The organism is Cohnella lupini (genome assembly GCF_003386205.1).
GTDB lineage: Bacteria > Bacillota > Bacilli > Paenibacillales > Paenibacillaceae > Cohnella > Cohnella lupini.
The window spans coordinates 74160-93830 of sequence record NZ_QRDY01000003.1; the positions used below are offsets into that span (position 1 = coordinate 74160).

Below are 19671 nucleotides of genomic sequence, written 5' to 3' on the forward strand. Positions count from 1 at the left end.
CGTATGCGGAACAATCGGGGGAACCACCGAAGCATCAAATGGCTCATCCTTCTCATTCCCACGCTCACGATCGGATTATGGGAATACGTTCGCCACGCTTTTCTGCTGCCTTACTTTTCGATGGAGCTCGGTAATTTCCTTGCTCCCTTTATCGTGCTCGCGGTGACGTTGACCTTGGTCAGAAGCTTGTTCGCCCGATTGGAGCAATCTCAGCGGGCGCTGCAGAGGGAAAAGGAAACGAACGCGGCTCTCGAGGAACGGGAGAACTTGGCGCGCGAGCTGCATGACGGGATATCTCAATCGATGTTTCTACTGGCGGTAAAGCTCGATCAATTGGACGCGCTGGCTGACGAAGGTCCCGTGAAAGAACTGGCGGAAGGCTTAAGGGAAACGGTCCGGGTCATGAACGAGGACGTTAGGCAGGCGATCGCGAATTTGCGGCTTCCGCCTTCGCCGGCCGCGGCGGCATGGGTCGTACCGCTTCGGGAGCTATTGGGGGAGACGGCCGCGATGACGGAAGCACATGCCGAATTCAATTGGAGCATACCGGACGCCAGCTTGACGGACAAGGAAAAAGTGGAGCTTCATGCCTGCGTTAGAGAGGCATTGATCAATGTCCGCAAGCACGCGAAGGCTTCCAAAGTACTCGTCGTCGGAGAAGCGAACGGGCTCGGGGGCTTTCGCTGCTCGGTCGAGGACGACGGAAAAGGCTTTAATGGCGATCCATTAAACGTGCATGGGCGGTTCGGACTTAGGATGGTTCGCGATCGCGCGACTTCCATGGGCTGGTCGTTCCTTGCGGAACGCAGGGGAGACCGAACGATCATCGAATTGTCGAAAATGGGAGGGAAAGCGTTGTGAAAGCTCCGATAAGACTGCTTCTCGCGGACGATCACCGGCATGCGAGGGAGGGGATGCGTACGATCGTGTCCACCGTTCCCGACTTCGTCGTCGTAGGGGAGGCTTCCAGCGGGGAGGAAGCATTGAATTTAACCGAACAACTGTCCCCCGATCTCATTCTCATGGACATCAACATGCCGGGAATGGGCGGACTCGAAGCGGTGAAGGTGATCAAAAGCGCTCATCCGACCGTCAAAATCATCATGGTTACCGTTTCCGACGACGTATCGCATCTGTTCGAAGCGCTTAAGAAGGGCGCGCAGGGATATTTGCTCAAAAACCTGAATCCGTCGGCATGGCGCGATTATCTGCTGGCGGTCGCGCTGGACGAAGCGCCGCTTAATCCCGAGCTGGCGATGTCTATTTTGCGGGAGTTCGCGAACCGCAAGACGAACGGCGCCGAGCCGGTAAAGGAGAAGGAGCCGGAGAGCGGAGGTTTGACCCCGCGGGAGAAGGAAATCTTGCAGGAAGTGGCTCGAGGCCAGACGAATCGCGAGATAGCGACCTCTCTTAATCTGTCGGAGCACACGGTGAAAAACCATCTCAAGAACATTTTGCAGAAGCTGCATCTGGATAATCGCGTTCAATTAACCCGTTATGCCTACCAGCGAGGGATCGTGGAGACGGAATAAGTTTCGAAGAGCTTTGAAGCGCGATGAAGGGCTTTGAAGCAGCAATGAAGAGCTTTGAAGGCGGCCGACTTCAAACCGTCACAAAGAGTCACGTCTATATGACTCTTTCGAGTCATGCGCGCAGGAATCGATCAAGCTATACTTGGGAATATCAACAGCCTATGGAGTAGAAAGGTCGGAATATATCCCATGAAAAAAAGCTTGTCAATTATGCTAGTACTTCTGTTTACGATCGGATTCGCAAGTCTAGCCAGCGCGCACGTTACCGTGCAACCTAACGAAGCGCCGGCCGGGTCATACCAAGTGTTCACCGTTCGCGTTCCCTCGGAAAAAGACGCGGCCACCACGCAAGTCAAAGTCGCCATTCCGGATGGAGTGAACGTAAGCCGCTTTGAGCCCAAAGCGGATTGGACCTACGAAATCGAGAAGGGCGCGGAAGACAAATTCGTAAGCGTAACCTGGAAAGCGAAGGGTAGTGGACTTGGAGCCACCGAATTCGGAGAATTCCGCATGCAGGGGAAGGTGGCGGACGATGCTAAAGAGCTCGTATGGAAAGCCTACCAAACCTATTCGGACGGCGAAGTCGTGGAATGGACTGGAGCGGCCGACTCCGATAAGCCGGCTTCCGTTACGACGGTAACGGCCGCGGTCGGAGACGGTCACGGCGGCGGACATGGCGTATCGGGTACGGATTCCGCAGAATCGGCATCCGACGACGCGGGGCGAGACGTTCTAACTCTTTCGTTGGCGATAGCGGGGCTGGCGGCCGGAGTATTGGCGCTTCTGATCGCGCTATTCCGGAAGCGGGCATAAGGAAAATAAAGTAGCATTCAAAAGACCGTTCGGCGTTAGCGCCGAATGGTCTTTTGTGTTTTCGACTAATCAAATACCCGCGCTAGGAACGGCTATTCCGCCGAAAGTGAATCCACATACCAAATACCCGCGTCAGAAACGGCTATCCGAGGAAAGTGATTCCGAGTAACCAAATACCCGCGCCAGGAACGGCTATTCTGCCGAAAGTGACACCGACTAACCAAATACCCGCGTCAGAAACGGCTATCCGAGGAAAGTGATTCCGAGTAACCAAATACCCGCGCCAGGAACGGCTATTCTGCCGAAAGTGACACCGACTAACCAAATACCCGCGTCAGGAACGGCTATTTCGCCGAAAGTGACTCCGAGTAATCAAATACCCGCGCTAGGAACGGCTATTCCGCCGAAAGTGACTCCGAGTAACCAAATACCCGCGTCAGGAACGGCTATCCGAGGTAAGTGATTCCGAGTAACCAAATACCCGCGCCAGGAACGGCTATTCTGCCGAAAGTGACACCGACTAACCAAATACCCGCGTCAGGAACGGCTATTTCGCCGAAAGTGACTCCGAGTAATCAAATACCCGCGCCAGGAACGGCTATTCCGCCGAAAGTGACTTCGACTAACCAAATACCTGCGCTAGGAACGGCTATTTCGCCGAAAGTGGCTCCGACTAACCAAATACCCGCGCCAGGAACGGCTATTCCGCGGAAAGTGACTTCGAGTAACCAAATACCCGCGCTAGGAACGGCTATTTCGCGGAAAGTGAATTCGACTAACTAAATACCCGCGTCTTGGACGGTTATTTCGGCGACTTGAGGCTAAAGAGGGTTTGTGTAAGAACGGAGGTAGAGTAAGAGGCGGTAGATAGTTTCTTTGCAGTATGTGAGGAGCTTGGAAACAACAGCTACAGCTGCAATTGCGGAACGCTGGTCCGCTAAAACCGCGAAACACCTATCGCCGATTGCAATAGGGGAACCAGGCTCCGCTAAAACCGCCAAACTCCCATCACCGGCCGCATTAGCGGAACGAGGCTCCGCTAAAACCGCCAAACTCCCATCACCGGCCGCAATAGCGGAACCAGGTTCCGCTAAAACCGCCAAACTCCCATCACCGGTCGAAATAGCGGAACCAGGCTCCGCTAGCACCGCAAACGTCAAACCAAGTATAGCCCGCAAATATAGCTGAGCTAGCATCTGCATCCGCACACCAACTTACAGGCAGCTGTTTCGCATCCACCGTCTCAGCCTGCCGTACGACTCCGCACTCTTTTAACTCCAGCTTGCTTGAACGGATTGCATGCCCTATAATGAAACGTAAATGTACAAATGCATTGATGGAGACGAGTAAGCAGTGCCTTCTTTCAGGGAGGGAGCGCCGTAGACTGGGAGCGTTCCTAAGAAATCAGGCTGCCGAAGTTCGCTCCGGAGCAGTCCTTTGAACGACCGGCGCGACCGGTAAGTAGAAGGAACCGGCTGACGGCCCGTTACGCCGTATGAAGCGGGAATGTCCAAGGCGCGTCAAGCGTCTGCAGCGACTCGAATGAGCGCGTGCGACATTTCAACAAAGGGTGGTACCACGGTCTTTTCGTCCCTTACGGGAGAGAAGGCTTTTTTCTATTTCAATGCGATAAGGAGAATCGGAATGAAAGAACGATTAGAGGCTCTGAGGAAAGAAGCGTTGGAGCAGCTTCAGGGCGTGGCTGACGCCGCCGCTTTGAACGACCTTCGGGTTCAATATTTAGGTAAAAAAGGGCAGCTGACCGAGATTCTGCGGGGCATGGGCGGGTTAAGCGCGGAAGAGCGTCCGATCATCGGGCAAGTCGGAAACGATGTTCGCGCGGCGATCGAAGCGGTCATCGGCGAGAAGCAAGAGGGTTTCGACCGCGCGGCTACGGCGCATCGACTGCAGGCGGAAACGATCGACGTAACGTTGCCAGGCAAATCGGTTAACTCCGGCTCTGTGCATCCATTAAACAAAGTAGCTCAGGAAATAGAAGATATTTTCATCGGAATGGGCTATACGATCGCGGAGGGACCCGAGGTGGAGACGGACTTCTTCAATTTCGAGGCGCTGAACCTGCCGAAAAACCACCCCGCGCGCGATATGCAGGATTCCTTCTATATAACGGACGAAATTCTCCTTCGCACGCATACGTCGCCGGTACAAATTCGCACGATGAAGGCGATGAACGGCAAAACGCCCGTTAAAGTCATTTGTCCGGGCAAAGTATACCGCCGCGACGACGACGACGCGACGCATTCGTTCATGTTCCATCAGATCGAAGGGCTGGTTATCGGACCGAACATCCGCATGAGTGATCTTAAGGGTACGCTGCTGCAATTCGTGCAGGAGATGTACGGGCCGCAGATGCAAATCCGGCTTCGCCCGAGCTTCTTCCCTTTCACCGAGCCGAGCGCCGAGGTCGACGTGACTTGCGCGCAATGCGGGGGCAGCGGCTGCCGGATGTGCAAGCATACCGGTTGGATCGAAATTCTCGGCTGCGGCATGGTTCATCCTAAAGTGCTGGAGCACGGCGGCTACGATCCTAAGGAAGTCACGGGTTTCGCTTTCGGAATGGGCGTGGAGCGCATTGCATTGCTGAAGTACGACATTGACGACATTCGTCATTTCTACGCTAACGATACGAAATTCCTAAGCCAGTTCGCGAAGCTATGACCGACCGGGGAATTCAGCATCGCTAGATTAGCTGGAATGTCCATGAACGATCGGACGGACAACGTTTGAAGGCTTGACGAAATTACTTTGCGAAAAATGAGGGGAGTTTCCCATGAACGTATCTTATCGGTGGTTATCCGATTATATCGATTTAAGCGGCATTAGTGCCGAGCAGTTGGCGGAAATGATGACGCGAGGAGGAATCGAGATCGATTCCGTTCCTTCCCGCAATGCGGGAGTAAGCGGAGTGGTGGTCGGTTACGTGAAAACGCGCGAGAAACATCCCGACGCGGACAAATTGAGCGTGTGCACGATCGACGCGGGAACAGGCGAGGATCTGCAGATCGTATGCGGAGCGGCCAATATCGGCGCGGACATGAAGGTTCCCGTCGCCATGGTCGGAGCGAAGCTGCCCGGAGGAATGGACATCAAACGCGCGAAGCTGCGCGGTGTGGAGTCCCAAGGCATGATCTGTTCGGCCCGTGAATTAGGCATTAACGATAAGCTCCTTCCGAAGGAGCAGCAGGAAGGCATTCTTATTTTGCCGCCCGACACGGAAATCGGCCGGGATATCCTGGACGTGCTCGCGTTAAACGATTCCATTCTGGAGCTCGATCTTACGCCCAACCGCTCGGATTGCCTGAGCATGCTTGGAGTAGCCTACGAGGTTGCTGCCCTTACGGGACGGCCCTTGAAGCTGCCCGAGCCGGAAAAGGAGTTATATCCGACGCAGGATAGGACTTCAGACCATATCAGCGTGACGATTAGCGCCACGGAGCAATGTTCGCTCTATACCGCTCGCTACATTAAAGGTGTGACCATCGCGGCAGCGCCGCAGTGGATCCAGAACCGATTAATCGCCGCGGGAATCCGCCCGATCAATAATATCGTCGATATAACCAACTATGTCATGCTGGAATACGGACAACCGTTGCACGCCTTCGACGCCGCCAAAATTTCAGGGGGACGCATCGAAGTTCGTCTAGCCAAGCCAGGCGAGGTTCTCGTTACTCTCGACGATCAAGAGCGCAAGCTCGAGCCGCAAATGCTCGTCATCGCGGACGCGGAGAAGGCTATCGCATTGGCCGGAGTCATGGGCGGCGCTAATTCCGAAGTGACGTCCGAAACGACGGACATCGTGCTTGAATCGGCGAAATTCGACGGAGGAACCGTTCGTCGTACGTCAAGGCAGTTGGGATTAAGATCGGAAGCATCGGCCCGCTTCGAGAAAGAAGTGGATCCAGGCCGCGTACGCTCCGCGCTTGACCGCGCGGCGAGCTTGATCGCGCGTTACGGCGCGGGACTCGTAACGGAAAGCGTTGCAGAAGCAGAGGTTTCCTCGCCGGATCCGGTTAAAGTCGAGCTTACTTTGAATCGCGTAAACGGAATGCTCGGAACCGAGCTTTCTTCTCTGGAGATCAAGACGATTTTGTCCCGTTTGCAATTCGCCGCGGAAATCGACAGAGACGGGGTATGGACGGTAACCGTTCCTTCCCGTCGCGGAGACATTACGAGAGACGTCGATCTAGTCGAAGAAGTGGCGCGCTTGCATGGATACGATGAAATTCCGACAACGTTGATCGAGGGACCGACGACCGCGGGAGCGCTGACGAAATCGCAAGCGATTCGACGCGAGCTGCGTTCCGTGCTGACGGGGGCGGGCTTGCAGGAAGCCGTTTGTTACTCCGTTACTTCCGTGCAACGGACGTCCCTGTTCAAGGAATTATCCGGCAACTCCAAGCCGATCGCTTTGGCGATGCCGATGAGCGAGGAGCGCAGCGTCCTTCGGACCGCGTTGCTCCCGAGCTTGCTTGAAGCAGCTGCTTATAACTTAACCCGTAAGAACAACGACTTGGCTTTGATGGAAATCGGCAACGTCTACCATTCGGACGAGGAAGTCCTGACTCGGTTGCCGCACGAGAAACCGCGCGCGGCATTGCTGTTGACCGGCAACCGTCGTTCGGCCGGCTGGAATCGTTCCGCCGAGCCGGTAGACTTCTACGATGCCAAAGGGATTCTGGAGAAGGTTTTCGAACGGCTCGGAATGGCGGGAAGGGTCGCATACGAAGCAGCTCGGCCCGAAGGCTTCCATCCGGGAAGAACGGCAGCGATCACGATTCGTACCGAACGGGGAACGGAAACGATCGGCTACGTGGGGCAATTGCACCCCGAGCTTCAGCGGGATTTCGATCTCGCGGATACGTATGTGGCGGAAGTGGAGCTAGCTTCGATCTATGAATACGCGGATAGCCATATCGAATACCGTACGCTTCCCCGTTACCCGGCAATAGAGCGCGATATCGCGGTCGTCGTAGATCGCGGCACGGCCGGCGGCGCTTTGACGGATGCGATAGTCGCATCCGCCGGACAATTGCTGGAGTCCGTCAACGTGTTCGACGTGTACACGGGCGAGCGAATCGGCGCCGACAAGAAGAGCGTGGCATTAGCGCTCGTATACCGCCATGCGGAACGTACTTTGACGGATGAAGAGGTCACGGAAACCCACGCCCGGGTTTTGGCACAATTGGAACAATCTTTCGGCGCGGAACTTCGGAAATAGGCAGGAAACAGTAAGGGAGGCAGCGAATACATCAAGACGCCGATTGGCGCGATGTGTCGCTGCCTTTATTTTTATAAGATGATGGCTACATAAATTACGGACGCAATGGGAGGATCACGCTGTGAATACTAACGACAAAACGCGTGTGACCGTTGACATATATGGAACGCAATATACGATAACGGGACACACCAGCACGGAGCACATGAAACGGGTCGCTGCTTTGGTCAACGATCATATGAGCAAAATCAATAGCGGGTCCCCCCGGCTCGATTTAACTCGCCTGGCCGTATTGGCGGCAGTGAACGTGGGCGACGAATTGATGATTCTGCGCAGGGATAATGCGCTGATGCTGAAGGAAGAAGAAGAATATAAGCGCTATATCGAGAAGCTGGAGAGCTTGCAGGAGGCAACGGCCCAAGAGCTTGACCTCTTGAAGGCGAATTCCGCCGAGGCATTGGAGTCGGCTTTGCTTCAGGCCGCGGAAGAAATCGAGAAAACCAGAACCCAAGCGGCAGCGGAATTGGCGCTTGCGAAGACGCAAGCAGCGGAACGATTAGAGTTGACGATAGCCCGAGCAGCGGAAGAACTGGAGAACTCGAAGACGCATGCCGCGGAAGAGTTGGAAAGCGCGGAAACCCGCGCCGAGGAAGAGCTTCGTACGATAAGGGAGAAACTGTCGGAAGAGCTTGAGCTCGCGATAGCGCGATCGAACGAATCGGAAGCCCAAGCCGCGAAAGCGCTTGAGGAGTTGCGGGAGCTAAGCGAACGCGAGCTGGAGAACGTAAAAACGCAATTGTCCGAAGAGCTTGAGTCTCTGAAGGCTCAATCGGCCGAACAACTGGAGAGCGCCAAAGCGACGGCGGAGCTCGAGTTCGAGCAAGCGAGAATTCATGCGGAGCAGGAGCTCGAAAGCGCGAAGGCGTTAGCCGCCAAGGATTACGAGAAGTTGAAGGCGGAAACGGTTAGCCAGCTAGCCAATGCGAAGGAGCAGGCAGCGACCGAGTTGCAGCGGGTGAAATCCGAGGCGGGGCAAGCTCATCAAAGGGTGAAGGCTCAAGCGGCGCAGGAGATAGAGGCCGTTAGATTGCAAGCCGCGGAAGAGCTGGAGATAGCGAAGGGCGAAGTCGCGCAAGAGCTCGAAAGCGCTCGCGCGGAAGCGAACGCTCTTGCCGTTCAACTGGCAACCGAAAAGGCGTCATGGTTCTCGAAGCAAGCGGAGCTCAAGAACGCTTTCGCTAACGAGTTGGAATCCTTGAAGCGGGATCACGGATCTGAGATTGACGCTTTGAAGAGCATGCACGCGAAGGAAATAGAGGAGATCAGCTTCCGGCATGCGGACGAGCTTAGTCGCTCGGAAAGCTTGAGATCTGCCGAGATAGATGCGCTGGAAGGCAGAAGGAACGCCGAGATCGAAGAGTTGGAAAGTAAAAGAATCGCGGAGATCGAAGCGCTGGAAAGAAACAGGACCGCCGAGATAGAAGAGTTGGAAAATAAGAGAATCACGGAAGTCGGCGCGATCGAAAGCAAAATGGAAGCCGAAATTCAGTCCATCAAGGAGAAATCGGCTACGGAGATCAGAGACATCGAAGCGATGTATACCGAAGAGCTCGAATTGATGAAGTCGGAGTTGGATTCGCTCGCGGCCGAACGGGACGTTTGGTCTTCGAAGGAGCGCGAATGGGAAGTTAAGCGCGGAGAAACGGAAGCCGATCTCGAGCATTGGGCGAGGGAAGCGGAGGATCAGCGGCGCACGGTTATCGAGCAGCAGGAAATGCTGCAGGACGTGGAAGCGCAGACGTTGGAGCGGCAACGGCAACATGCTACCGCGCTCGAGAAGTCGGAGCAGGAGCGCGAGGAGCTTGCCCGCCAGCTTAGCGAGCGGGACGAGTGGGAGAAAGCGTGGAGCGATTCGATGCAGGAGTTGCAAGCGCGACTGGCGTCGGCGCAGCAAGAAGAGCGCGCCGCCACCGAGCGGGCGGCGGCGCTGGAAGCGCGCATCGCCGAGCTGGGCGATGCGGAGCAGGGGCTCCGCGAAGCCGCGCTAAGCGCGGAGCGGGAGCTTGAGGCGGCGCGGGCGGAAGCCGCGGCCGCACCGGCGCGCGAGGCGGATATGTCCGCCGCCTCGCAAGAGGAGCTTCGCGAGCAAGCGGAGCGCGGCGATCGGCTGCTCGCGGAGCTGGAGGCGCTCAAGCGGGAGCATGCGTCGCTGAGCGCCGAGTACGCGAAGCTGCAAGTCGAGTATAACGAATGGATCGACCTGCTGGAGCAGAATTGACTAACGTCCGAGGCGCGCCCTCCTTGTATCCGGACAACGAAAAAGGCAATGCCCCTGAAGAATGCTCAGGTGCATTGCCTTTATTCATGAGGTTAGCTCACGATAAGCTTAGCTTTCATCTTGCTGTGTCCGGATCCGCACATGATCGCGCATTCGATCTCGTACGTGCCCGCGGGCAAGGTGACGACTTCCGATTTGTTGCCGACGATTTCCACGTCTTGGCCCACGATTTCCACGCCGTGCGCGCCGCTTGTATTCTCGAGCGTTATTTTAACCGGAGTATCTTTAGGCATCGTGTACTCGGGTTTGTCGAACTCCCAGCTTTTCGCCGTAATAACGAGTTCCGTAGAAGCGGAGGCGGATTCCACCGGAGCTGAAGAGCTGTTATCGGATCCTGCATCCTTGTTGTTACCGCCGCACGCCGATAGCGCCAGCACCAAAGCTGTCAGTGTTAGAAAATAAGCGATTTTACGTTGCATACTAATTCCCTCCGTACCTATAAATTTGCAGACGAGCGCAAGGTATTGTTACCTAGACGGCCTCTGCCCGTAAAATATTGTAACATATGTTTCCAAGGTTAGCCGAATAACCCGTGGCGGAAAGATGACATTATCGATTAATGCGAACACGAAAGAACCTCCTTGCCGACGATAGCAAGGAGGTCCTTCTTGGGAAGAGCTTATCGCTTAATCCCGATGTCTTCCGTGGGCGGCTTCGTACGGAGTGGCGACCGGAATGAAGAGATCGATGATCCCGATGACCAGTGCGGCCAACAATGCTCCGATTACCGTCACTTCTACGTTGCCGACGACGAATTGCGCCAGCCAGATGACCAGCGCGCTGGATAGGAAGCCGACGATACCGCGCCCGAACGGAGTAACTCTTTTACCGAATATTCCTTCGATGATCCAGCCCAATACCGCAATGACGACCGCGAGCATAAGAGCGCTCCAGAAGCCTCCCACGGCGAATTGGGGAACCAAAAAGCCCACCACCATCAGGACGATGGCGGAGACGATGAAGCGAACGACCGTCCCCAAAAAATTCATCTTATCGACCTCCTTGGAAGATAGTGTGTCCTTAGTTTCGTTACATATGAGTGGAAGGTTTCGCAAGATCATTCGATTCGGCTATAATATAAGGCGAAGGAGATGAATTTCGCCGTGAACGACAAGGCCTTACATACATTGGAATACGATAAAATCCTTAATCGCCTCACCGGACTAACCGCCACTAGCCTTGGCAGAGAGGAAGCGGAGAAGCTTTCCCCGTCCCGCGAGCTTCCGGTCGTAGAGCGCCGGTTAGCGGCAACGGACGAAGCCGTTCGCGCCGTCATTCTGAAAGGCGCGCCGCCGTTCGGGGGCATTACGGATATTCGCGCATCCCTGTACAGAGCCAAGCTTCAAGGGATTCTTCAGCCGCCGGAGCTAATGGAGGTTGCGCAGTTCATCATGGGCTCGCGTCGTCTGAGCCGATATATCTCGCTCGCGGCGGAAGAAACGAGCCTTCCGCTGCTCGATGATTTGCGCGAGCCCTTGACCGATTTCAAAGCGCTAGAGGATGAAATCCGCAAATGCATCGACGAGCAAGGGGATGTTCTGGATTCGGCTAGCCCCGAGCTTGCTTCCGTTCGCCGCGATATTCGGATCAATGCCGGCAGGGCAAAGGAAAAGCTCGAAAGCTTGATTCGTTCCAGCTCGGTTCAGAAGATGCTGCAGGATGCGCTTATCACGATGCGCAACGACCGCTACGTCATTCCGGTGAAACAGGAATACCGCGCGCATTTCGGAGGCATCGTTCATGACCAGTCCGGAAGCGGAGCGACGCTATTCATTGAACCCGAAGCCGTCGTGCAGATGAACAACAAGCTACGGGAGCTGAAGATCAAGGAACAGAACGAAGTCGAACGGATATTGCGCAGATTGAGCGAACAAACGGGCGAACGTTCGGATCTGCTGACGGGAGATGCCGAAATCCTCGGTTTGATCGATTTTATATTCGCCAAGGCTTCGCTCGCCCATGCTTTATCAGCCACGCTTCCCGAAATGAACGACGAAGGTAAGCTGCTTCTGCGCAAAGCCCGGCATCCGCTAATCGATATCAAAGTAGCGGTTCCGATCGATATCGAATTAGGAGAGGAATACGCATCTATTATCGTAACGGGTCCTAATACCGGCGGTAAGACCGTTTCATTGAAGACGATCGGCCTTCTTAGCTTGATGGCGATGTCGGGATTATTCATCCCCGCGGAGGATGGAAGCCGCTTATGCGTCTTCGACGGCATATACGCGGACATCGGCGACGAGCAAAGCATCGAGCAAAGCTTGAGCACGTTTTCCAGCCATATGACCAATCTAATCTCTATGCTAAGCCAGGTCACGAGAAAAAGCCTCGTGCTCCTCGACGAACTAGGCGCGGGAACGGATCCTGCGGAAGGCTCGGCGCTGGCGATCGCGATTCTGGAGCATTTGCAGAAGATCGGTTGCCGATTGATCGCGACGACCCATTACAGCGAACTTAAAGCCTATGCCTATAATCGCGAGGGCATTATCAACGCGAGCATGGAGTTCGACGTGGCAACTCTGCGTCCGACATATCGTCTGTTGGTAGGTGTACCCGGACGAAGCAATGCGTTCGCCATCGCCGAGAGGCTTGGTCTGCCCAAAAGCATTATCGACCATGCGCGCGGGGAGGTCAGCGAAGACGAGCTTAAAGTGGATTCGATGATCGCTTCGTTGGAGCAGGATCGCTTGCAAGCGCAATCGGAACGTCAAACCGCCGAGAGACTGCGACGGGAAGCGGAGAAGCTGCAGAACGATATGCAGGAAGAACGCTTTAAGCTGCAGGAACAGAAAGCTAAGCTGCTGGAAGGCGCGCGAGAGGAAGCCAGGCTTGCAATCTCGAAAGCAAAGCGGGAAGCCGAGGAGATCATTTCGGATCTGCGTCGTCTTGCTATGGAGGAAGGAGCTTCGGTCAAGGAGCACAAGCTGATCGAGGCTAGGCGCAAGCTGGAAGATGCCATACCATCGCAGGTTTCCAAGCCGAACCGTAATTCCGCGGGCAAACAAGCCAAGATCGTAGCGGGCGACGAAGTAAAGGTGCACAGCCTGAACGGGCAGAAGGGTCATGTCGTCGAGCTATCGGGCAACTCGGATGCGGTCGTTCAACTCGGAATTTTAAAGATGAAGGTCGCTCTGGCCGATCTGGAGCCCATTCGCAAAACCGGTTCGACCAAATCGCCGGCGCAAGCGACTATCGTAAAGCGTTCGCGCGACGAGAACGTGCGCACGGAGCTGGACTTGCGAGGAATGATGCTGGACGAAGCGATCATGGAAGTGGATCAGTTTCTGGATGAGGCGTTCCTCTCCAATCTTGGGCAGGTTTACATAATTCATGGCAAAGGCACGGGAGCATTGCGCACGGGGGTTCAAGATTTCCTGCGCCGCCATAAACATGTAAAGAGCTATCGGTTGGGCCAATTCGGAGAAGGCGGCGCGGGGGTATCCGTGGCCGAGCTTCATTAACTGGAGGTCGTTAGTCATGCAGGAAATGGTCGATTCCATGATGTCTCATCCTTTTTCGGCGGTATTGGCTTATTTCTCCGTAGGAATCCTTGCCCTTATCGTTTTCCTCTCTTGTTTCGAATGGGTGACGAAATACGACGGTTGGAGCGAAATTCGCAAAGGCAATTTATCGGCGGCGATGGCTACCGGCGGCAAGATCTTCGGTATCTGCAATATATTTCGGTTTTCCATCGAGGCTAACGACACCATTTACCAGAGCATGCTGTGGTCGGCCGTCGGATTCGTGCTGCTGCTGGTCGCGTATTTTTTATTCGAATTTTTGACGCCGGTTTTTCGCATTGACGACGAGATCGGACGGGATAACCGCGCGGTCGGGTTTCTGGCGATGGTATTATCCGTGTCGCTCTCTTATATTATCGGTGCAGCGGTTATCTAAACGGAGGAACGATCATGAAGTATTTATGGGGAACGCTGTTCGCATTAGCCGTAGTATTTATCGTAATCGGTGTCATCTATATGATGAAGGAGGCTTAAGCCTAATATGGCCGTAATAATCTGTCCATGGTGTCAGAGCGAGATCATTCAGGAAGAAGGCCAGGAGCCCGAGAAAATATGTCCGGTATGCGATAACGAACTGGACGGATATCGCACTTTAAAGCTGAATATCGGAGAGGAAGACGAGGACGACGACGAGGACGAAGAAGACTTCGACGACGAAGATCGCGAGTACGAAGACCGGTCGTCGGCTCCAATGGTTTCCATCGACGAGGATATCGCTTGGGTTGACGATGAGTCCTTGATCGAGCCGGACGAAGAGCTTCAGCAGTTCGAAGAAACCGTCGAGCAATTGCTCAACGAGCAGGAAGTCGTCCCTGAATGCCCGTCGTGCCATGAATATATGATCGAATTCGGCGAACAGCTCGTCAGCGCGCCGCAGTTTCTTCCAAGAACGGCGGAAGCGCTGGGAGAAACCGTTCTCGAAGCGCCATTCACCCTCACGATGTACGTTTGCCCATCGTGCTTCACGGTGCAATCTTTCCTTGGGGATTCCCACCGTCATCAGCTCGTGCGCCGTTTGAGCCAAGCTCCGGGCAGCGGAGAAAGGGAGCGGGAAGTATGAAGCGAATCGTCCAATCCGTCATCGACTTGATCGGGGATACTCCCGCGGTGCAGCTTCAACGCTTGACCGGTCCCGAAGACGCGGATGTGTTCGTAAAGCTCGAGATGATGAATCCGAGCGGTAGCGTGAAGGATCGAGCGGCCTTCGGATTGCTGAACGACGCGGAAGCGCGCGGCTTGATTAAGCCCGGAAGTCTTATCGTGGAGCCGACGAGCGGCAATACCGGAATCGGACTAGCCATGTATGCCGCAGCCAAAGGTTACCGGCTTATTCTCGTCATGCCGGATAATATGACGGCGGAACGCATTGCCCTTCTCCGCGGATACGGCGCCGAGGTCGTCCTTACTCCCGCGGCGGAGCGGATGCCCGGCGCGATCGCCAAAGCTCGCGATCTGATTGCCGATAACCCCGGGAGCTACATGCCCAATCAGTTCGAGAACAACGCGAATCCCGATATTCATCGAACGACGACGGCAATCGAAATTATAGAACAAACTGGCGGCCGGCTGGACGCTTTCGTCGCGACTGCCGGAACCGGAGGTACGATAACGGGAACTGGGGAAGTTTTGAAGTCGAAGCTACCCGGATTGTACGTCGCGGTGGTCGAGCCGGCAGGGTCCCCCGTTCTTTCCGGGGGGCAACCTGGCGCTCATAAGCTGGTCGGGACAAGTCCCGGCTTCGTTCCGCGAATACTTAATACATCCGTTTACGACGAAATCATTCAGGTTACGGACGAAGACGCGCTTGAAACGACGAGACGCCTTGCTTGCCTGGAAGGGCTGCTGGTGGGTCCTTCCTCGGGAGCATCCGTATGGGCGGCGCTGCAAATCGCCCGTCGTCTGGGGCGGGGAAAGAGAGTGTTGTGCATTGCGCCGGACACGGGCGAACGGTATCTAAGCATGGATATATTCTAGACAACGAAACATTCGCTGCCATAGCGGATGTTTTTTGCGTGCATATTGAACATTCCGATAAGACAGACTAACTTTCGATGTCCAAATGAACGCCTAGGAGGCAAATCGTTCATGATGCAAGCCATGACGGCCAAGGAATTGGAATACGTAGCGGACTCCATGTCCAACGAAGATTTATTGATCAAGCAATGCGCGGTAGCGGCCGCGACCATCACTAACGTTCAGCTTCAGCAAGCATGCTCCCACATGGTCGACGTGCACACGCAGCAGTATACGACGTTGTTAAATGCCATTCAGCAGCATCAATCGATGGCACCTACCCAACCCCAATCCTAAGGAGGTTCGACCATGTTCAATAAACCTGCTTTAACGGACGAAGATTTGGCCTCGACGATTTTGTCCGATCTTAAGAGGGTAACTCGCGAATACGCTACGGCGGCTACGGAATCCGTATGTCCCGAAATTAGGCAAATGTTTACGCAACTGTTAGACAGCACGCTTAAAATGCAAGGCGAGCTGTATACCGTTATGCAGCAAAATAATATGTACAATGCATCCTCGCCAGCATTGAAACAGGAGCTGGACAAGCAGCTGAAGCAATATCAGCAATCGCAGCAACAAACGAACCAATTCGTGCAGCAAGCCAAAGCTTCGCAAGGACAAATTCCTCCCGCGGCGATGGGAAACAATTCGGTGCCCGCATACCAATAACAGGCTCGAAACGCCTTTAAAGCGGCTCTTACCATGTCCCCGGTCGGCAACTATTGCCGGCGCGGGGATTTTTTGAAAGATCCTCTGATTTAACTTTTCAGGCAGCCTGTTTTTGATGTATGATGTAGAGTAATTCAGGAGGGATCATGATGAACGAATTCAAGTTAAGCATCTTGGACCTGCTCAAGGAAGACGCCCGATTGACTGCCGCCACGATCGCTACGATGCTAGGCGCAGAGCAAGAGGACGTTTCCGCCGCGATTGCGGAGATGGAGCGGGATCATGTTATCGTCAAGTACGCGGCAGTCGTGAATTGGAGTAAAGTGGACGACGAGAAAGTAACGGCTCTTATCGAGGTCGAATGCACGCCCGAGAGAGGTCGCGGCTTCGAGAACATAGCGGAGCGCATTTATTTGTACCCCGAAGTTAAATCGGTTTACCTCATGTCGGGAGCTTACGACCTACTCGTTGAGATTGAAGGAAAGAACCTGAAAGAGGTGGCCTCCTTCGTTTCCAATAAATTATCTACCATCGAATCGGTCATTTCGACGAAGAGCTTCTTTATTCTTAAAAAGTATAAACAGGACGGCATTATTTTCGAAGAGTTCGAAGACGACCGACGCTTGCTCGTTTCCCCATAATAGCAGTCCAACGCAAAGGAAGAGTGCCCAATGATAAAGGATGAGGAAAAGCCGCAAATCCAGCAGGTTGAACAACCCCGGAGCGGCGGAATGCAACACCATTTAGCCGCGCACGCGCGCGCGATTCCGCCGTCCGGCATCAGGCGTTTTTTCGATTTGGTAAGCGCGAGCAAGGATAAGGACATTATATCGCTTGGAGTTGGCGAACCCGATTTCGTAACCCCATGGCGGGTGCGGGACGCGGCAGTATATTCTCTTGAAAAAGGGCAGACGCAATACTCTCCCAACGCCGGGATGCTGGAGCTTCGGGAAACGATCGGACAGTACTTAAACAATCAATTTCATCTTTCTTACGATCCGGCTAAGGAAATAATCGTGACGGTCGGCGGCAGCGAAGGGATAGATCTTGCCTTGAGGGCGCTCATCGAGCCTGGAGACGAGATTCTCGTGCCCGAGCCGTGCTATATTTCCTACTCGCCGATTACTTCTTTAAGCGGAGGCATTGCCGTCGGCATCGAGACTTTCGCGGAGGATCAGTTCAAGCTGACCGCGGAAAGCCTGCTTAAGGCGATTACGCCGAAGTCCAAAGTTCTCGTGCTTTGTTATCCGAGCAATCCGACGGGCGCCATCATGACCTACGACGAAATGCTGCCGATCGCCAAAATCGTCGAAGAGAACGATTTGATCGTTATTTCCGATGAAATCTACGCGGAGCTGACGTTTAACGGAGGACGCCATGCTAGCTTCGCCTCCTTGCCCGGGATGAAGGACCGGACCATTCTGGTCAGCGGCTTCTCCAAAGCGTTCGCGATGACGGGCTGGAGAATGGGGTACACTTGCGGTCATCCGGATCTTATTAGCGCGATGCTTAAAATTCATCAATACACGATCATGTGCGCGCCGACCATGGGTCAGGTTGCTGCTCTGGAAGCCTTGACCAAAGGCGGCTTAGAGGAAAAAGACCGCATGATGGAGTCGTATAATCAACGTCGGCGTCTTGTCGTGCAGGGGTTTCGCGAGCTGGGTCTCGATTGCCATGAGCCGCAAGGAGCCTTCTATGCGTTCCCGTCCATTAAGTCGACTGGTTTAACTTCTGAGCAATTCGCGTCCCGGTTGCTAATGGAGGCCAAAGTCGCCGCCGTACCCGGCCATGTCTTCGGCAAAGGCGGCGAAGGATTCCTTCGTTGTTGCTACGCGACGTCGGTGTCACAGCTTACGGAAGCGATGGAGAGAATCGGAGTATTCCTAAGAAGTTTGGAATAATTAAGAATTATTTACAAAAGTGATGTTCATTTTGCATTGGTTTTGCTATAATTACCATGGTTTTCAACCTACTGAGGATTGGTGTTCGTCATGAGAAGGGGGAATGTACATGGCCGAGGCGGAACATAATTCCATACACATGTCGTCTTTGCATGCCGAAGCGCCCATCATCTCTCATTACCCGAATCGCACGGCGGATCTAGCCGAGGAAATCGATAGATTGCGCAAAGCAATGACGGATACTTTCATGCGAGAACATTCATTCATAGCAGAATCGGTAATGGAACTTAGCCGCCAATTGGATTTGAAGATTAACGAATATATGAAGCATGTACTCATGAGTCGTGAAGGGGTTCGGTGATTTCGCCGGCCTCTTTTTTTCGACTATCGTCGCGCGGGCGTCTGAGCCGTTTGTTTGTTTTGGAGGTAAATTCGTTTATGCTATATTAAACACAGATAGGAAAGGAGGGACGAGCGATGCTTTGGCTGATTACCGGCGGAATAGGCAGCGGAAAAACGGAATTCGCCAATGAGCTGGCCCGTTCCTTGGGACGGGAAGGAATCGTGTTGGCTTGTCCCCCCTTTCCCGATCGGCCTCTAAGCGAACAACGTCAGGCGGAGTGGGCAAACGATCCGGAATTTCCCTGGACCCACTCGGACGCGGACGAGACTTTAGCTCATAAACTCACGGCTATCAATATGGAATCCAATATTTTTCGAGCGGATCGTCGCGTTCTCGTCGTGGATAGCTTATCCGGTTGGCTACGCGGATTGTATATGCGCATGGAGAATACATTGACGGATGACGAAGCCGCTGTAGACGGCGTGTGGCATGAAGCGCTCGCCGCCATTCTATCTTACGAAGGAAAGATGATCGTAGTAACGGAAGAACCGGCAAACGGATTGTCGATCAACCGTAGGGAGCAAGGGTACGCATATCGATTAGCGGCCGCGAATCGGGTATTGCTGGAGGCAAGCGCGTGTCTCTATAGAATGACCGCCGGAATGGCGACGGAAGTGAAGGGTTACCGATTGAAACGGGGGAAATCGACTAATGAAAATATATACACGGACAGGTGACGAAGGCAAAACATCGGTCATCGGCGGGCGAGTCTCGAAGAACGATTCCCGCGTGGAGGCATACGGGACGATCGACGAGTTGAATTGCTTCGTCGGGCAAGCCGCATCCGTTCTGGCGAGAGAAACTACCGCCGACTGGGATGATCTGCTGGAGCATCTCACCTTGATTCAGCATGAACTTTTCGATTGCGGCTCTGATCTTTCCTATGCGGTGGCAGATCCTCGGAAGATGAAGGTCATGCCCGAGATGACGGAGCGCTTGGAAGGTTGGATCGACCTATACGAAGCGCAGACGCCTCCGATTACGAAGTTTATTTTGCCGGGAGGAAGCGAGCCGTCATCCTTGCTGCACGTTTGTCGTACCGTATGCCGCAGGGCGGAGAGACGCGTCGTGACTTTGTCCGAAGAGCAGGCGTGTCCGGATGAGGTTCGCAAATACTTGAATAGGCTATCCGACTTCTTCTTTACGGTCGCCAGAGCGGCAAATGCCCGTCTTGGGTTGCTTGACGTAGAATACGAACGAGGCGCAGACGTATTCCGCCGGAGGTCTTGAACG

The 19671-nt window shown here is 54.3% G+C and carries 20 protein-coding genes and 1 other annotated feature; of the genes, 18 read left to right on the forward strand and 2 right to left on the reverse strand.

The annotated features are described in order from the left end of the window. Nucleotides 1–3: 3 nt before the first annotated feature. From DFP95_RS07315 to zapA, 7 genes are all read left to right on the forward strand, one after another. Nucleotides 4–861 carry a sensor histidine kinase gene (locus DFP95_RS07315; RefSeq protein WP_115991948.1) on the forward strand — a complete coding sequence of 286 codons (858 nt, stop codon included), beginning with the start codon at nucleotides 4–6 and terminating at the stop codon, nucleotides 859–861. Further along, nucleotides 858–1532: a response regulator gene (locus DFP95_RS07320; protein ID WP_115991949.1), complete on the forward strand. Its 675-nt coding sequence runs from the start codon at nucleotides 858–860 to the stop codon at nucleotides 1530–1532. Before DFP95_RS07315 ends, DFP95_RS07320 begins: the two co-directional genes overlap by 4 nt. Before the next feature lie 189 nt (nucleotides 1533–1721). Then, the gene (locus tag DFP95_RS07325) at nucleotides 1722–2345 is read left to right on the forward strand and encodes a YcnI family copper-binding membrane protein (protein WP_115991950.1); all 624 of its coding nucleotides are present in this window, start codon (nucleotides 1722–1724) and stop codon (nucleotides 2343–2345) included. A 459-nt stretch (nucleotides 2346–2804) separates the two neighbouring features. Further along, entirely contained in the window at nucleotides 2805–3128 is a 324-nt protein-coding gene (locus DFP95_RS28645) for a hypothetical protein (protein WP_147304146.1), read from the forward strand. Nucleotides 3129–3669: 541 nt separating this feature from the next. After that, nucleotides 3670–3943: a binding site (T-box leader), on the forward strand. A 46-nt stretch (nucleotides 3944–3989) separates the two neighbouring features. Further along, on the forward strand, nucleotides 3990–5024 hold the full coding sequence (gene pheS / locus DFP95_RS07335) for a phenylalanine--tRNA ligase subunit alpha (protein ID WP_115991952.1): 1035 nt from the start codon (nucleotides 3990–3992) through the stop codon (nucleotides 5022–5024). A 112-nt stretch (nucleotides 5025–5136) separates the two neighbouring features. Continuing rightward, nucleotides 5137–7584: a phenylalanine--tRNA ligase subunit beta gene (gene pheT / locus DFP95_RS07340; RefSeq protein WP_115991953.1), complete on the forward strand. Its 2448-nt coding sequence runs from the start codon at nucleotides 5137–5139 to the stop codon at nucleotides 7582–7584. 121 nt (nucleotides 7585–7705) lie between these two features. Next, nucleotides 7706–9862, forward strand: coding sequence for a cell division protein ZapA (gene zapA, locus DFP95_RS07345; RefSeq protein ID WP_115991954.1), 2157 nt, complete (start codon nucleotides 7706–7708; stop codon nucleotides 9860–9862). 92 nt (nucleotides 9863–9954) lie between these two features. On the opposite strand, the gene DFP95_RS07350 is transcribed toward zapA, so the two are convergent. Beyond that, a complete protein-coding gene (locus DFP95_RS07350; RefSeq protein WP_115991955.1) occupies nucleotides 9955–10341 on the reverse strand; it encodes a cupredoxin domain-containing protein in 387 nt (128 codons plus the stop codon). 207 nt (nucleotides 10342–10548) lie between these two features. After that, entirely contained in the window at nucleotides 10549–10911 is a 363-nt protein-coding gene (locus DFP95_RS07355; protein WP_115991956.1) for a phage holin family protein, read from the reverse strand. A gap of 114 nt (nucleotides 10912–11025) precedes the next feature. On the opposite strand from DFP95_RS07355, the gene DFP95_RS07360 reads away from it, so the two are divergent. The 11 genes from DFP95_RS07360 to DFP95_RS07410 all read left to right on the forward strand — a co-directional run bounded on the left by DFP95_RS07360 (nucleotide 11026) and on the right by DFP95_RS07410 (nucleotide 19668). Further along, nucleotides 11026–13386, forward strand: a complete 2361-nt coding sequence (locus DFP95_RS07360; protein ID WP_115992276.1) for an endonuclease MutS2 — start codon at nucleotides 11026–11028, stop codon at nucleotides 13384–13386. 16 nt (nucleotides 13387–13402) lie between these two features. After that, nucleotides 13403–13822 carry a DUF350 domain-containing protein gene (locus DFP95_RS07365; RefSeq protein WP_115991957.1) on the forward strand — a complete coding sequence of 140 codons (420 nt, stop codon included), beginning with the start codon at nucleotides 13403–13405 and terminating at the stop codon, nucleotides 13820–13822. 105 nt (nucleotides 13823–13927) lie between these two features. Next, nucleotides 13928–14506 carry a hypothetical protein gene (locus tag DFP95_RS07370; protein WP_115991958.1) on the forward strand — a complete coding sequence of 193 codons (579 nt, stop codon included), beginning with the start codon at nucleotides 13928–13930 and terminating at the stop codon, nucleotides 14504–14506. Further along, a complete protein-coding gene (gene cysK, locus DFP95_RS07375; RefSeq protein ID WP_115991959.1) occupies nucleotides 14503–15420 on the forward strand; it encodes a cysteine synthase A in 918 nt (305 codons plus the stop codon). Before DFP95_RS07370 ends, cysK begins: the two co-directional genes overlap by 4 nt. 111 nt (nucleotides 15421–15531) lie before the next feature. Then, a complete protein-coding gene (locus tag DFP95_RS07380) occupies nucleotides 15532–15756 on the forward strand; it encodes a hypothetical protein (RefSeq protein ID WP_115991960.1) in 225 nt (74 codons plus the stop codon). A 12-nt stretch (nucleotides 15757–15768) separates the two neighbouring features. After that, nucleotides 15769–16131: a spore coat protein gene (locus DFP95_RS07385; protein ID WP_115991961.1), complete on the forward strand. Its 363-nt coding sequence runs from the start codon at nucleotides 15769–15771 to the stop codon at nucleotides 16129–16131. A gap of 149 nt (nucleotides 16132–16280) precedes the next feature. Beyond that, complete coding sequence (locus DFP95_RS07390; RefSeq protein WP_115991962.1) at nucleotides 16281–16772, forward strand: Lrp/AsnC family transcriptional regulator; 492 nt, start codon at nucleotides 16281–16283, stop codon at nucleotides 16770–16772. Nucleotides 16773–16802: 30 nt separating this feature from the next. Then, complete coding sequence (locus DFP95_RS07395) at nucleotides 16803–18035, forward strand: aminotransferase class I/II-fold pyridoxal phosphate-dependent enzyme (RefSeq protein ID WP_115991963.1); 1233 nt, start codon at nucleotides 16803–16805, stop codon at nucleotides 18033–18035. A gap of 109 nt (nucleotides 18036–18144) precedes the next feature. Beyond that, nucleotides 18145–18396 carry an aspartyl-phosphate phosphatase Spo0E family protein gene (locus DFP95_RS07400; RefSeq protein WP_245987452.1) on the forward strand — a complete coding sequence of 84 codons (252 nt, stop codon included), beginning with the start codon at nucleotides 18145–18147 and terminating at the stop codon, nucleotides 18394–18396. Between the two features lie 116 nt (nucleotides 18397–18512). Then, entirely contained in the window at nucleotides 18513–19115 is a 603-nt protein-coding gene (locus DFP95_RS07405; protein WP_115991964.1) for a bifunctional adenosylcobinamide kinase/adenosylcobinamide-phosphate guanylyltransferase, read from the forward strand. Next, nucleotides 19090–19668 carry a cob(I)yrinic acid a,c-diamide adenosyltransferase gene (locus DFP95_RS07410; RefSeq protein WP_115991965.1) on the forward strand — a complete coding sequence of 193 codons (579 nt, stop codon included), beginning with the start codon at nucleotides 19090–19092 and terminating at the stop codon, nucleotides 19666–19668. The genes DFP95_RS07405 and DFP95_RS07410 overlap by 26 nt, the downstream gene beginning before the upstream one ends. The last annotated feature ends 3 nt before the right edge of the window (nucleotides 19669–19671 follow it).

What these genes read in the sequence shown, in the direction of transcription:
- DFP95_RS07315 (WP_115991948.1), top strand. Translation starts at nt 4, where the DNA reads ATGCGGAACAATCGGGGGAACCACCGAAGCATCAAATGGCTCATCCTT.
- DFP95_RS07325 (WP_115991950.1), top strand. Translation starts at nt 1,722, where the DNA reads ATGAAAAAAAGCTTGTCAATTATGCTAGTACTTCTGTTTACGATCGGA.
- pheS (WP_115991952.1), top strand. Translation starts at nt 3,990, where the DNA reads ATGAAAGAACGATTAGAGGCTCTGAGGAAAGAAGCGTTGGAGCAGCTT.
- pheT (WP_115991953.1), top strand. Translation starts at nt 5,137, where the DNA reads ATGAACGTATCTTATCGGTGGTTATCCGATTATATCGATTTAAGCGGC.
- DFP95_RS07350 (WP_115991955.1), bottom strand. Translation starts at nt 10,341, where the DNA reads ATGCAACGTAAAATCGCTTATTTTCTAACACTGACAGCTTTGGTGCTG.
- DFP95_RS07355 (WP_115991956.1), bottom strand. Translation starts at nt 10,911, where the DNA reads ATGAATTTTTTGGGGACGGTCGTTCGCTTCATCGTCTCCGCCATCGTC.
- DFP95_RS07365 (WP_115991957.1), top strand. Translation starts at nt 13,403, where the DNA reads ATGCAGGAAATGGTCGATTCCATGATGTCTCATCCTTTTTCGGCGGTA.
- DFP95_RS07370 (WP_115991958.1), top strand. Translation starts at nt 13,928, where the DNA reads ATGGCCGTAATAATCTGTCCATGGTGTCAGAGCGAGATCATTCAGGAA.
- cysK (WP_115991959.1), top strand. Translation starts at nt 14,503, where the DNA reads ATGAAGCGAATCGTCCAATCCGTCATCGACTTGATCGGGGATACTCCC.
- DFP95_RS07380 (WP_115991960.1), top strand. Translation starts at nt 15,532, where the DNA reads ATGATGCAAGCCATGACGGCCAAGGAATTGGAATACGTAGCGGACTCC.
- DFP95_RS07385 (WP_115991961.1), top strand. Translation starts at nt 15,769, where the DNA reads ATGTTCAATAAACCTGCTTTAACGGACGAAGATTTGGCCTCGACGATT.
- DFP95_RS07390 (WP_115991962.1), top strand. Translation starts at nt 16,281, where the DNA reads ATGAACGAATTCAAGTTAAGCATCTTGGACCTGCTCAAGGAAGACGCC.
- DFP95_RS07395 (WP_115991963.1), top strand. Translation starts at nt 16,803, where the DNA reads ATGATAAAGGATGAGGAAAAGCCGCAAATCCAGCAGGTTGAACAACCC.
- DFP95_RS07400 (WP_245987452.1), top strand. Translation starts at nt 18,145, where the DNA reads ATGGCCGAGGCGGAACATAATTCCATACACATGTCGTCTTTGCATGCC.
- DFP95_RS07405 (WP_115991964.1), top strand. Translation starts at nt 18,513, where the DNA reads ATGCTTTGGCTGATTACCGGCGGAATAGGCAGCGGAAAAACGGAATTC.
- DFP95_RS07410 (WP_115991965.1), top strand. Translation starts at nt 19,090, where the DNA reads ATGAAAATATATACACGGACAGGTGACGAAGGCAAAACATCGGTCATC.